Source organism: Acidimicrobiia bacterium, from assembly GCA_016650365.1.
Taxonomy (GTDB): Bacteria; Actinomycetota; Acidimicrobiia; order Spongiisociales; family JAENVV01; genus JAENVV01.
In genome coordinates this window covers 1-13,878 of the sequence record JAENVV010000115.1, presented here as the reverse complement: position 1 = coordinate 13,878, position 13,878 = coordinate 1, and the positions used below count along the sequence as shown (strand labels likewise).

General features: G+C 60.4%; 9 protein-coding genes. 2 read left to right on the top strand and 7 right to left on the bottom strand.

Annotated elements, in window-relative coordinates; all coding sequences use genetic code 11:
* The coding region (gene tkt, locus JJE47_07025; GenBank protein MBK5267171.1) for a transketolase at window positions 1–1,779 on the bottom strand (1,779 nt) is incomplete at its 3' end.
* Between the two features lie 170 nt (window positions 1,780–1,949).
* Between tkt and JJE47_07020 the strand changes: the two genes are divergently transcribed.
* Window positions 1,950–3,461 (top strand): hypothetical protein, encoded by a 1,512-nt coding sequence (locus JJE47_07020; GenBank protein ID MBK5267170.1) that lies wholly within the window; start codon window positions 1,950–1,952, stop codon window positions 3,459–3,461.
* Between the two features lie 38 nt (window positions 3,462–3,499).
* On the opposite strand, the gene JJE47_07015 is transcribed toward JJE47_07020, so the two are convergent.
* The 5 genes from JJE47_07015 to lpdA all read right to left on the bottom strand — a co-directional run bounded on the left by JJE47_07015 (window position 3,500) and on the right by lpdA (window position 11,168).
* Window positions 3,500–4,579: an aminopeptidase P family protein gene (locus JJE47_07015; GenBank protein ID MBK5267169.1), complete on the bottom strand. Its 1,080-nt coding sequence runs from the start codon at window positions 4,577–4,579 to the stop codon at window positions 3,500–3,502.
* 82 nt (window positions 4,580–4,661) lie between these two features.
* The gene (locus tag JJE47_07010) at window positions 4,662–6,143 is read right to left on the bottom strand and encodes a glycosyltransferase family 39 protein (protein MBK5267168.1); all 1,482 of its coding nucleotides are present in this window, start codon (window positions 6,141–6,143) and stop codon (window positions 4,662–4,664) included.
* Between the two features lie 125 nt (window positions 6,144–6,268).
* Complete coding sequence (gene lipA, locus JJE47_07005) at window positions 6,269–7,927, bottom strand: lipoyl synthase (protein ID MBK5267167.1); 1,659 nt, start codon at window positions 7,925–7,927, stop codon at window positions 6,269–6,271.
* Entirely contained in the window at window positions 7,924–9,789 is a 1,866-nt protein-coding gene (locus tag JJE47_07000) for a 2-oxo acid dehydrogenase subunit E2 (protein ID MBK5267166.1), read from the bottom strand. The genes lipA and JJE47_07000 overlap by 4 nt, the downstream gene beginning before the upstream one ends.
* Before the next feature lie 8 nt (window positions 9,790–9,797).
* A complete protein-coding gene (gene lpdA, locus JJE47_06995; GenBank protein MBK5267165.1) occupies window positions 9,798–11,168 on the bottom strand; it encodes a dihydrolipoyl dehydrogenase in 1,371 nt (456 codons plus the stop codon).
* A gap of 126 nt (window positions 11,169–11,294) precedes the next feature.
* On the opposite strand from lpdA, the gene JJE47_06990 reads away from it, so the two are divergent.
* The gene (locus JJE47_06990; GenBank protein MBK5267164.1) at window positions 11,295–11,672 is read left to right on the top strand and encodes a GNAT family N-acetyltransferase; all 378 of its coding nucleotides are present in this window, start codon (window positions 11,295–11,297) and stop codon (window positions 11,670–11,672) included.
* Window positions 11,673–12,077: 405 nt separating this feature from the next.
* Here the strand turns inward: JJE47_06990 and JJE47_06985 are convergent, their stop codons facing one another.
* Window positions 12,078–13,163 (bottom strand): DUF222 domain-containing protein, encoded by a 1,086-nt coding sequence (locus tag JJE47_06985; protein MBK5267163.1) that lies wholly within the window; start codon window positions 13,161–13,163, stop codon window positions 12,078–12,080.
* Window positions 13,164–13,878 lie beyond the last annotated feature (715 nt).

The following is a 13,878-nucleotide window of genomic DNA, read 5'->3' as shown; positions in this document are numbered from 1 at the left end:
GGAAACCCGCAAGAGATCAGTGCCGAGCACGCCGGCCCGATAAGCCTCATCCTGGGCAAAGAACAGCTCCCAACACGGGAGGCTCACGACTCTGGCTGAGATACCTTCGGAAGCCAATATGTTCGATGCCTCCAAAGCCAGCGAGACTTCCGAGCCGGTGCCAATCAACACGACATCTGTCCCGTCACGCAACACGTAGCCGCCTTTGGCGACTGATCCTTCAAGCCCGGATCGGTCGAGAACCGGGAGATCCTGACGGCTGGTCAGGATACAAGTTGGCCCGTCCGTCCGGTTGAGTGCCAATTCCCAGGCCTCGACGGTTTCACCGGCATCGGCCGGGCGAATCACCCACATGTCGGGCATGGCACGAAGCGAAGCAAGCTGTTCGATGGGCTGGTGAGTTGGACCGTCTTCACCAAGGAAGATCGAATCGTGGCTGAAGTTCCAGATGCTCGGCGCCCCCATCAAGGCAGACAATCGGAGGGCGGGTCGCATGTAGTCGCTGAACACGAAGAACGTTGCCCCGTACGCCCGAAGACCGCCGTGGATGGTGAGGCCGTTCACGATGGTGGCCATGGCATGTTCCCGAATACCAAAGGCGATGTTGCGCTGGCTCAAGTCGTCCGAGGTCATGTAGACGTCAGAAGAGATGTGCGTTTTGGTGGAGCCCACGAGATCAGCTGCTCCGCCGAGGAACCCCGGCACCTTTTGGGCGATCTGGTCAAAAATCTTGCCCGTCGCCGACCTCGTGGCAATCTTCTCGCCGAAGTCCGGAGCAACCAGGCGAATCGGTTCGGACGAATGGAGATTCTCCCAAAGTTCCAGCACCTCCGCGCTAGCCGCAGCTTTGCGCTCGGTCCAGGTCTCACTGGCTCGCCTACCCCGGCGCATTGCTGCGGTGAAAGACTCGACCACGTCAGTCGGCACGGTAAAAGTCTCATCGGTTGGCCATCCCATTGCTTCTTTCACCAACTTGATCTCGGCATCACCCAGCGGCGAACCGTGAGCTGCAGAAGTGTCCTGCTTGTGGGGACTCCCGTGTCCGATATGCGTGTGGGCCAGAATCAACGAAGGTTTGTCCTCAATCTCGACCGAGGTGGTCAACCCCTCCCGGATGGCCTGAGGATCGTGACCATCAATCTCGACGGTGTGCCAACCAAGAGCGTCGAAACGTTTGGCGACGTCCTCGCTGAAAGCCATATCGATCGACCCGTCAATGGAGATCTTGTTGTCATCGAATACGTAAATGAGCTTTCCAAGGCCGAGATGCCCGGCGACGGATGCGGACTCGTAGGAAATTCCCTCCATGAGGTCCCCATCCGAGACAAACCCCCAGGTCCGGTGATCAACGAGCTCAGCTCCAACGCGGGCCCGGAGATGGGCTTCGGCCAATGCCAGACCAACCCCGGTTCCGAAACCCTGCCCGAGAGGGCCTGTGGTCATCTCGATACCAAGCTTGGTGTCGCGCTCGGGATGACCGGCCGTATGCGATCCCCATTGACGGAAAGACTTGATATCGTCGAGTGTCAAGGGAAACCCGGCGAGGTGAAGTAAGGAGTAGAGCAACATCGACCCATGTCCGTTGGATAGAACGAAACGATCCCGGTCATGCCATTCCGGCTGATCAGGGTTGACCGTCAGAAACTCGGACCACAACACAACGGCAAGATCGGCCATCCCCATCGGCATTCCAGGGTGACCGGAATTTGCTTTCTGCACGGCATCGATAACCAGGCCCTTGATGGTACTTACGGCGCGTACGTGCTGGTCTGGCGTCATGTTCTGATGCTGCTCCTCTGAGTCCGAAGGCATGCTAGCCCCGCCGACCGTTACCAACCCTCGATCGGGAGTCCCCAACCGAAGCCAACGCAAACGCATCGACACTGAACCCCTCAGGTCCAGGTGGTATCGTGATTTCTCCTTGCAGCCAAAGAGTCGAGCGGCACCCCATGTCAGAAATCAACAACCCTGGCTCCCCGACGACCCAGGTTGAGGACCGCCCGCCGCGACTCACCTGGGTCCGGGCCTTCTGGTTCATTGTGATCCTGGTCTTCTTCGTGGCGGCCCTCGACCGCTTCCTCGAATGGGACGAGGCGGTGTTCTTCTCGCAGTCGGGTGGCCTCGATGGAAATCCGAGCCGTCCGAACTGGTTTGCGGCATCAAGAGAAATGGGTCCACCGCTGGTCATCGCCGCATTGAGACTGACCGGGCTCGATCTTGCTCAGGTCAGAATCGCTTGGGCAGTTCTGGCCATTGCCCTATCTATCGTCGTATTTCGATCGCTGGGCCGACACGTCGGGCGATCAATCGCCATGGCATCTTTGCTGACCTTGTGGACCTTTTGGTTGACGCTGGCGTTCTCGGGTTCTTTTTACGGCTCGCTGTTCGCAGGGTTGTTCAGCGTCCTGGCGATCTCAACATACTTGACCGTGCGAACCACGCCCGGATGGCGCAACGCCGCCCTGTTCGGCATCGCCATCAGCGGAGCGCTGGCCATGCGGCAACTGGAATCTGTAATCGTCACATGCGTGATAGTCGGCCACAGCCTCGTTGTCCGACCATCCTTGATGTGGCGCGACCGCATCAAGGAAAGCCTGACCGCGGTGGCCATATTCATCGGCGCTTTTGTGATCCCCTGGGTCGGACTATCGATCCGCCAGTACGGATCGGTCGGCGAAAGACTTCGCTTGCTGAAGGAACAGGCGGCTGGGTTGCCATCCGGATGGACTTGGGGACTCGACGATTATGTGCGAGTGATCGGTGGCGGTACTCAATCCAACACTCCGTTCGCGCCGCTTCCGACCTGGCCCCTCACGGGAATGGCCCTCGCCCTGACCGCCCTAGCCGTCCTTGCGATGTTCGGGCGAGGGTCCGACAGGTCGTCTCGACAGGCGATTCTCCTCACCTCGGCCGTGGCCGGGGCCCTGGTGGCATTTTTCACGCTTCGATATGCCACGGTCGAGGTTCGCGACCGCTACGTGACCATGGTCGCTCCCCTGGCAGCCGTTCTGGTCGGATGGTTATGGTCCAGGTCCATGCACGGGCTGTCGAGCCGACCCAAATGGATAGCCCCGGCTGCCCTGGGGTCGATCCTGGTTCTTTGGCTGGCCAGTCAACTTGCTCTCGCAATACCCTACGAAAACAATCGCGACAGCCTCGGGGAGGCCAATCTTCGAGTTGGCTCAACGATGCAAGTGATCGCCAGCTCCGGAGACTGTGTCGCCGTATCGCGGTTCGGGGCTCCTGAAATTCAAGCAGCATCGGGCTGTTCAGTGACTCGAATGACCGACGAACCAACGGCGATTACCTGGGCTGAAGACATCGAGAAGCTCACAGTCACAGCGTTCATTCTGTGGCCAGGGCCGGCCGATACTCTCGATCTTCCTGGTGAGTGGACCAGCCTTGAGACCCGAGTCGGCAGAACCAGCCGAACGCTCTACTACTTCAAGCCAGACAGGTAGAGACTGCCGGCCGTCCAACGGCGCATCCTGGCCAGGGCCTACACGGTGATCAGGCCCCGCAGCGACCGGTTGAGGTTCTCAACACCGCTATCCGTGACCACGACAATATCCTCTATCCGCATGCCGAACTCACCCGCGATGTAAATGCCCGGCTCGATTGAGAACGCCATACCGGGTTCGAGAACCAGGTCGTTTCCTTCGACGATATATGGATCTTCATGGACGTCGAGGCCGATGCCATGCCCGGTTCGATGAATGAAGTACTGCCCATATCCAGCCTCCTCGATGATCTCCCGAGCGGCCCGATCGATTGACTGTGCGGTCACACCGGGACGAACCGCCGCCACCGCCGCTTGCTGGGCTTCTAGTAACACGGCATGAGCTCTGGCGACATCAGCAGATGGTTCGCCAACCACAAACGTGCGCGTCGTGTCGGAGCAGTATCCAGCCATCCGGCCACCGAAGTCGCACACAACTGAGTCGCCAGGCTGCATAATCCTTGCCCCTCCGTGATGGTGTGGCGAGGCAGCGTTGGGACCCGACGCGACGATGGCCGAAAACGACAACGCTTCATTGCCCTCTTCACGGAGAGCCGCCTCGATCCAAACGCTCAAATCGGCTTCGGTTCGACCAGCGAAGGTCTCATCAGCCAGACGAACGGCGACTCGATCGGCGCTGGCCGCGGTGGCCCGGAGAGCGGCAACCTCATCTGATGTCTTGCGCATTCGCATCGGGCGGGTAAGCGGAGTGGCGGATTGCCAGAACGCGTCCGGCAGGCGTCGCTGCAGTTCGAGCAGGAAACCGGACCAGCACTGATCCCCAACCGCAACGACACCAGGATCGCCGATCACGTCGGTCAGCAGACCCATAGAGTCTTCCATCTCGCCCCAACCGATAACCTCGAAGGCTGAATCTTGGTGCACCCTTGGCACCTCAAGTTCGGGGACCACCAGACGAGGTACACCCGCCCGCTCAACGACCAGCATCGTGATACGTTCGAGTGGCATTGCCTCGTAGCCGGTGAAGTAGGGCATGTCGAGGCCGACGGACAGGAGCACGGTATCGACCCCAGCATCGGTCATGGCAGTTTGGAGGCGATCGATCCGTTCAGCAAACATCGGGCCAGCTTAGTTCTTCAGCAGACGCCGCAACCTCACGCTCAGCGGTCTATCTCGACGAACCCTTCGTCAGACCGACCGCCTAGGTATCAGAGACCGGACAGGCTCGGACGTATCGAAACGGACCACTCGTCGGTTCGCCGACCACAATACATTCGCCACTGGTTTGGTCGAGGTAGTCGTCCAAAACTGATTTGGCCGGTTGCCTCTTACCGTTCTGAACAACGAATACATACAGCGTCGGATCGACGGGGAAGCTGGCCGACGTAATGCGGACGCCACCTAGTGAATAATTCGCTGTTACACAATGCGAATACCATGAGACCTGAGGAACGTATCCTGTTACGACGCCACATTCACCGTCTGCCGTCACGCTGTCAATCAGGCGGGCCGCCGCTCGAATGTCAGGAAACCGCTCCTTGTTATGCGTGACTTCCAACCCCCCGTCAGCAATACCACTCAGAAGGGCCAGACCCAACAGGATTCCTGCGATGGAGACGGCGTACTCCTTGCGCATGGACAGGGATATCTCGTTAAGGCCATAGGCCGCCGTCATCCACAGCCACGGATACGCCGGCGTCAAGTATCGATACTCCCCATGCAGCGTAAACACAAGCACCAGCACGGTGACAGCAGCGATCCCGGCGCTGAGACCAAAAGCACCCCTATTGCGTCCTTGTCGAATCGCAACCACCACACCTACCGCCAGCCCGGTTGCCAGGGCCACACCCGCCGGGTTGAGCAATAGGAAATCACCAAGCTTGGCGTAATCCACCAGGCCCCTGTAAAACGGCAATGCGTTACGCTCATTCAGCGTCGCGATAGCGTCGAGGGGACTCATCGAAAGACCGAGAACCTGTGAGGTACCGAGGATCGCCCCAACCGGGATTGCTGTTAGAAAACCGAGTGCGAGAACTTGGGGAATGGAACGACGAACGGCGTCCCAACGCCAGGCAACAATCGCCAGTGCTCCTATCCCGATCGGGATTGGAGCGCCGAATCGAACCAAAGTGGCCGCCACGCTCAGCGGTGCCGCCCACAGGACCCACCAACGGACCCGTTCACCTCGTGACGAAAAGATAAGCACTGCCAGGGCAGCCAGTCCGACGGCCGTTCCAGGTAGGTCGGGCCATACCGCTGATGCCGAAGCAACCACGACCGGCGAGAACGCCATTCCTGATGCGGCGATCAGGCCGACTCGCTGATCGAAAAGTGTTCGCCCAATCAGCCATGTCAACAGCACGGCCAAACCACCGAACAACACCACACCGAGACGCATTGATGCATCACTACTCACCACGCGGCCGATCAGTGCCAGAACTATGGGAAGACCCGGCGCTCGATAGTCATTCCAGAAGTATGCCGATGAGGTTCCTTGGGCCAGTGTCCGGGCCTTCAAGGCGTAGACCGCTTCATCGTGCCCGAGAGGCGCACCTCTCGCGACCAAAAAGACACAGATCAGGGCGAAGACCAAACCGATAAGAGCAAGCAACACGAGTTCGGTTCGAAAAGGAAAACTCGAGGTTCTCGCTGGGCCGGTTGGCTCTGATGCCGTGTCGCTCATCGCGCGTTACTGCTCGGTAGACACTCCGACTCGCTGGGGTTCGGCATCTTTCTCCCTACTTGAACGGAGCCGATGGTAACAGTGCCTTTTGTTCCCCGAAGGCGGAGGTTCACCGCCATCAGCAGTCAGACCGAGGAGAGCTGAACGCTTTCTTTGGCGTGATACGAGCTACGAACCAGCGGGCCCGATTCGACCCGGTCGATGCCAAGGCTCTCGCCGTGAGCCTTATACCTGGCGAATTCGTCGGGGTGGACGTACCGGACGATTCTGGCATGGCGCGGCGTTGGCCGCAGATACTGGCCGATGGTCACGATGTTGACCCCCACTGCGTGCAGGTCGTCGAGTGCCCCGAGTACTTCCTCCTCGGTCTCGCCCATGCCGACGATAAGGCCCGACTTTGTTCTGCCGTCGGGGTTCGCTTTCTTCGCTCGAGCCAGCAGCGCCAGAGACCGGCCATAGTTGGCGGCGGTCCGAACATCTCGCTGGAGTCGGAGGACCGTCTCGGTGTTGTGGTTGAGCACCTCCGGCTTTTCTGCCATGACCGTGTCAAGCGCAGCGGTATCGCCTTTGAAGTCGGGAATGAGGACCTCAATGCTCGTACCGGCCGATGAGCGACGAATTTCTCTGATGGTGGCGGCGAACACTTCGGAACCGCCATCGTCCAGATCATCCCGGTTGACCGAGGTGATCACCGCATGTTCAAGGCCCATGGCCTTGACCGCCTCGGCCACCCGGAACGGTTCCATGAGGTCAAGGCCGGTGGGCTTTCCGGTGTTCACATCGCAGAACGAGCAGGCGCGGGTGCAGAACTCACCCAAAATCATGATCGTTGCCGTGCCCTGTCCCCAGCACTCGTAGATGTTGGGACAACCTGCCTCTTCACAGACGGTGTTGAGTTCCAACCCTCGCATGAGTTTTTTCATCTCAGCGAAGTCGGTACCCATGTTGGCCTTGACCTTCATCCATTCTGGGCGATCCGGCTCTCCCATTAGCCGTCCTTTGAAAAGGACCGGTTCCATCGAATGACGGTGCGCAGAGAAGGTTCCGGCTTCGATCAATTGATCAACCAGGAACTCACGAGGACGACCCTGTCCCCTGACGAAGGCCGCATGCTGTGTATCTACCGTCGAATAGCCAAACGTGGCTACAAAGTGACGTTCGATGACCGAAACGAGGTCCTCGATGTAGGTTTCTCTCCCAAGAAGCTCACTCACGGACGTTACCGACCGGTCGGTAATCCCGCACGGATGCATGGCACCGAAGGCGGAGAGGTCAGTGTTCACGTTCAGCGAAAACCCATGCATGGTCACGCCTCTGGAGACCCGAACACCAATCGCCGCCACCTTGCCCTTGTGGGTCCACACACCGGTAAGTCCATCTTCCGACCAGGCCTCAACGTCGAACTCGGCCAGGGCGCCAATGATCGTTTGTTCGAGTTTTCGAACGTATGGGACGATCTGCTTGGGATCGGCCAGCGCCAAGATCGGGTAGCCAACCAACTGACCTGGCCCGTGGTACGTGATATCCCCACCCCGGTCGATGTGATGGAATTCCGCTCCATTCGCAGCAAGCTCGTCCTGGGACACCAGTAGGTTCGATCCATCTCCGTTGCGACCCAGGGTATAAACCGGTGGGTGCTCCAAAAGCAGCAGAACGTCGTCGTAGCCGGTTTCCTCGACCCGGGTTTCCCAGAAGGCTCGCTGGAGGTCCCATGCTTCGACGAACGGCAGGCGTCCTAGCCACCGGGTCCGGAGGCGGTCGGCGGTCGGCGGGAACTGTCTCACCGAAGTTCCTGTTCCCAGTCCCAAGTCTCGAGATTCTCTTTGATTCGCCGCAAGAACAGGACCGCGGTGGATCCGTCGAACGCCCGGTGATCCCAGGTCAGGCCCAGGTACCCGATATGACGGATGGCGATCGTGTCCTGGCCATCGGCGGTCGTGATCACGGTTGGCCGCTTCGCGACAGTGTCGGTCGACAAGATGGCGACGTTCGGGACGTTGATAATCGGGGCCGACATAAACGACCCGAATGGCCCGGGGTTCGTAATCGTGAACGTCGAACCGGCTATGTCGTCTGGCTCAAGTTTGTTGTTCCTCGCTTTGTCGGCGAGGCTCTTGACACCTCTGGCCAGTCCTGAAATCCCCAGGCTGTCCGCATTCTTGATGGCGGCAACCACCAGGCCGGTTTGATTGAGGTCGATGGCGATTCCCAGGTTGATGGAACCGTGATGGACGGCCTTACGCTGTTCGAGATAAAACGAACTGTTCACGATCGGGTACTCGCGTAAGGCGTCGACGGTCGCCCTGGCGATGAACGGCAGGTAGGTGAGCGAGAAGCCCTCCGCTGCTTTGAACGACTCCTTGTGAGCCTGCCGAACCCGCTCGACCCGTTCAAAGTCGACTTCGACCGAGGTCCAGACATGGGCGGCAGTCATCTTGGCCTTGATCATGTTGGCGCCGATCCGAGCCCGGAGTCGATCCAAATCTTCGACCCGATCACCGGCCATGGTTGGCACGTCTGCCACCGGCGCGGGTGTCGCCGGGACCGGCGCAGCCATTGGGACCGGAGCCGGCGTCGGGGCAGGAGCCGAAGTCGGGGCGGCGGCCGGCGTGCTTGGAGGCGATGCGACCGGCGCTGGTGCAGTCGATGCCGGACCAGCGGCTATGTAGGCCTCGACGTCTTTGCGGGTGATCCGATTGTCTTTGCCGGTCCCCGTAACAGCACCGAGATCAACGTTGTGTTCCTTGGCCAACTTGCGAACAACGGGCGAGAAGAACACCCCCGATGCCACCAAATCGCCTCCGGAACCCGACCCGGTGGTTGCTTTGGCGGGTGCCGGTCCCGGCGCAGGAGCGGCGGCCTTGGGCGGGGCTGGCGCGGCGGCGACCGGTGCGGCCGGCGCAGGGGTACTCGGGACAAAACTTGCCGCTGCCGACGCCGATCCGATAATGGCCATCGGAGCACCCACGGGGACCGTTTCTCCTTCGGCAACGAGGATCTCAAGGATCACGCCTGCCATCGGCGAGGGGATCTCGGTATCGACCTTGTCGGTCGAGATCTCAAGGAGCACTTCATCAACGCTTATCGAGTCACCGACCTGCTTGGCCCACGACAGGATGGTTCCTTCAGTTACGGTTTCGCCAAGTTGTGGCATCGAAACGGTGGTTTGGTCTGAGGAGGCAGCGGCAGGTGCTGGCGCCGCCTGAGGCGCCGCCTGCGGCTCAGTAGCGGGTTGGGGCACAACGGTCGGGGCGGGAGCTGCCGGTGCCGCAGTCGGTGGCTCAGTAGCGGGTTGGGGCACAGCGGTCGGGGCGGGAGCTGCCGGTTCCGCAGTCGGTGGCTCAGGGGCGAAAGGATCAGCACCCGCCACAACCGGGGCGCTGGCCGGGGATGCCCCGGTGGACTCGCCGATTTCGCCGATCACCGCCAGGTTGGTTCCAACCGCAACGGTGTCACCTTCGGCAACGAGGATCTCAAGGATCACGCCTGCCACCGGCGAGGGGATCTCGGTATCGACCTTATCGGTGGAGATCTCTACGAGTACTTCATCAACACCAATCGTGTCACCAACCTGCTTGGCCCAGGACAGAATGGTTCCCTCGGTCACCGTTTCACCGAGTTGGGGCATTGCGACGTTTGTAGCCATGAGGACTCCTAGTGCAGGCTTCGACCGGTTGACGAGATCAGGGTCTCACCTACGGCTTCGGACAGGGTTGGGTGTGCGTGGATGAAAGCGGCTGCCTCAGCAGGCAGCGCCTCCCAACCAACGCTGTACATGAGTTCGTGGATCATCTCTCCGGCGTGAGGGCCGACTATTGAGGCTCCGACAATTGGTCCGTCCTTCTCGACGACGATTCGGACCGTCCCCTTGTTCTCCCCCACAATGATCGCCCGGCCCACGCCCATGAATGAGTGATCGTGCACCTCGACGTCGAGACCCTTTTCCTTCGCGACCTCTTCGGACCAGCCGACCTCGGCAACCTCGGGATGGGTATAGATCACATTGGGGAGGGCCTGATAGTTGACCGGAGCCGGTTCGCCGGTGGCGATAAACGTTATGGCCGCGATGCCTTCGGCAAAGGCCCCATGGGCCAGTCCGGGAACGCCCGCCAGTACATCTCCAACGGCGTAGACGCCCGGCTCGGCGGTCATTTGGGTTTGTCGATCGGCGTGGATGTAGCCGTGCTCGGTTTCGACCTTGGTCGTTTCCAAGCCGATGTCGCTGGTGAGGGGTCCGCGCCCGACGGCAACCAATACGGTGTCGACCTCAACGGACTCATCGCCAAACCCCACGGTGACACCCCCGGCGCCGACCACCGGCGGGGCGACTGACACGCCGAGATGAAACTTCACTCCCCGGCGCTTCAACGCTTTCTGCAGTTCGTTGGCTGCGGGGGTGTCGACTCCGGGGACGATCCGGTCGAGGATGTCAAACACGTGAACTTCCGAACCGAGGTCCACCAACATCGAAGCGAACTCACACCCGATGATCCCGGCTCCGATGATGGCCACTCTGGCGGGCTGAGCCTCCCAATCGAGAGCGTGATCGGACGAGACAATGTGCACACCGTCGAAGGCGTAGTTGGGAATCGATCTCGGTGCCGATCCGGTCGCCACGATAATGTTGCGAGCTTCGAGCACCTGCTCCTCGCCGCCCTTGTTGACGATCACCCGGCCGGGCCCGTCCAGACGGCCGAAGCCATCAATGACATCGACCTTGCGTTGCTTCAGAAGTCCGGACAGTCCCTTGACGAGGCCCGTGACGACCTGATTCTTTCGAGCAAGGCCGGCCGACCAGTCGAAGGTCGGTTCGGAACTAATGACGCCGAACTCGGCGGCGCGTTTCACGGTCGTAAACACTTCAGCCGCCTGTAGCCAGGTCTTGGCCGGGATACATCCGCGAACCAGGCAGGTTCCGCCTACGGAATCCTTCTCGACGAGCGCGACCGATAAGCCGAAGTTGTGCGCGTAGAGAGCGGACGCGTATCCACCCGGTCCACCACCGATAATGACGACGTCGTACACAAATCCTCCGCAGGTAAAAGGCGTGGTCACAGCCTAGGCGATTCTGTCGAGTCGGGTTTTCGAAAGAATTGAGAGGTTCACCTCTACCGATCGACCTGGCGTGGCGACCATGACTGTGCGATATGAATGGCGTGGTACTTCGAAAACGCCTCACTGAATGAACTACATGCCGAAGGGTTCGAACACCGGATTCTTGATGAGGACTGGGATGCCCAGGTGCGCCATCACAGCCTGGAGTGGGTTTGTGCCTATTCCGGAACCGAGTTGGTCGGTTTCGTCAACGTTGCCTGGGACGGCGGAGTCCATGCCTTTGTCCTCGACACCCTCGTCAAAGCCGACATGCGACACAGCGGGGTCGGCGCAAGCCTCGTGGCTGAGGCCACCCGGAGTGCCCGTGATGCCGGGTGCGAGTGGCTCCACGTCGACTTCGACGACCAATCGCGAGATTCTTACTCCGACAGATGCGGCTTCGTTCCAACCAACGCCGGCCTCATCCACCTGTAATCCCGACCAGAGACACCGCTTTTGCCGGCATCCGATCGGTCTCTACGCCGTCGGAAGCGACCCGTCTGGCTCGATTCCCCAGGACCTGAAGGAGCGTCGCTAGAGCTTCGCTCAGGAAGAAGAAGCTCGTCCCCCTGACGACCGCTCGACGCCACGCAAGGAGACGTCCGCCGGACTGGCTGCATCCAGGGGCGGCGAAGCTGACGAATTGTTTTTGGACGCGGATGTTGGGCCGCCGGGTTTGGCTGCTGTCTGAGGTTTGTTCGTTTGGTTTTGGTTGCGGTTGTTGGGGGCTAGTCCCCTTCCCATCGCCGTCCGGTGATGGGTTCCCCGGCACTCGAGTTGCTTGTTGAAGGGGACCACTGATGGGCCGGTGGATCGGAGTGCGGTTGGCGGGTTGTCGGTTTAGTGGGGTGGGGCGCGGTTGGGGCGTTGGAGTCTGAGTCGGTTTCGGGGTGAGTCGGGGTTGATGGTGAACCCTCGTTGGTGAATGACCACGTGGTGATGGAACCAACACAGCGTGACCAGGTTTTCGGCGTCGGTGGGTCCGCCGTCGGCCCAGTGGACCCGATGGTGGACTTGGAGGCGGTAGCGGGAGGTGCACCCGTCAACCGAACATCCGTCGTCTCGGCCGAGGACGGCCCGGCGAAGCCGTCGGGGGATCTTGGGTGACCTGCGGCCGACGTTGAGGGTTTCACCGTCGCTGGTGAGCCTCACATAATCAATGCCGGCGCCGGTGCAGATGAGTTCGTCGATCGTGTTTGGTCCGACGATTGGACCGGCCGGAACATACCCGTTTGAGGAGTATCGGGTGTCGACAAACACCACCAGATCAGCGTTTGGTGCCGTGTGTATTTCAGGCTGAGTGGTCACGGTGGTGAGGGAGTCCTGGGCGATCGATACCAGGGCGTCAGCGTTGCGGGTCGCCCGCGAATCCTGGTGTGATTCGGTGGGGAACGTGTCAGCCCGCCCGAACAAGGCGTCCTGAACGGTCGCCCCGTCGAGACCGGCCAACTGCCCCCACAATTTCCATATGGACTGGTCCAGGTTTGGTTGCAGGGTCAGGAAACGGGCGGCGTGGGCGTCGTGTTCGTCAACCCTGCTGAGGCGGGTCTCTTTGGCAACCAACCGGCAGATTCCCGAAATGTCCAGGTGGGCGACGTCAGCAATCGTGTGGGTGGTGCGGACTACCTGCTCGGCCCGCTCAAACGACACCTCACCCGCGGCGAGTGACCCGAGCAGGTCGGGTCGGTCAACCATCCGTTTCGTGACCGCCACCAACCGTTTCGCCGTGTGAGCAGACAGGTCGGCTCGGGAACTGACCCACTCGGCCATCGTCCGGCACCCGTCGGCGTGGTGGACCTGGCGGGTATCGAGTTCGGCCAAACGGATCGCCTGACGGGCCCGGAGGCGACCGATCAGCCGTTCGTCAGCTACGAAATCTTGTTCGAGTTGATCGGTGGTAACCGATCGCAAACCATCGTGTTCCATTCCCCAACCATACGACCCGGCAGTGACAAAAACCGCCACAAAACACCCACCCACAAAGGGATTTCGAAGAAATATTGGACGAATTGGGCTCAAGTCCCTGCGGCCCCCGCACCGGGCGTTTCGGTCCCTCCATTCGGTTGGGCCGACGGCTTCCTGAAGCTGAACACCCATTGTTCCTTCGCCCAGGGAACAGGTTCGCCTGCCGACCTGCTCTGCTGGCCACGACGCCGAGGACCTGGAACATCCGACCCGCGCACGTCCACCATTGACGTCGCTGCATCATTGAAACGACACCCAACTCAGATGCCCGCGCAATCGAACTCCCGCCAACACCATGCCCGGCAATGCCAAGGCAAACCCTCCCCAAAAAGAAGAGACCCTTGAAGCGGAGCGGGCGTGCCGTGAGTCGCTGCATCATTGAAACGACACCCAACTCAGATGCCCGGTAATCGAACTCCCGCCATCACCATGCCGGCGCTCCCAAGGCAAACCCTCTCCAAAGAACAGGCCCGCATCGTGTCAGTCGCTGCATCATTGAAACGCACCTCAACTCAGATGCCCGACTACTCCAACTTCGGACGGCCAGGAACTCCCACCGGCGAAACGAAACCACCGAGAGGGCAGTCCGTGACGTCGCTGCATCCTTGAGAAGAGACCGACCCAGGGGAGCGTTGAACCAATCGACCGATGGCAAATATGAGACCGGCGAGGCAAG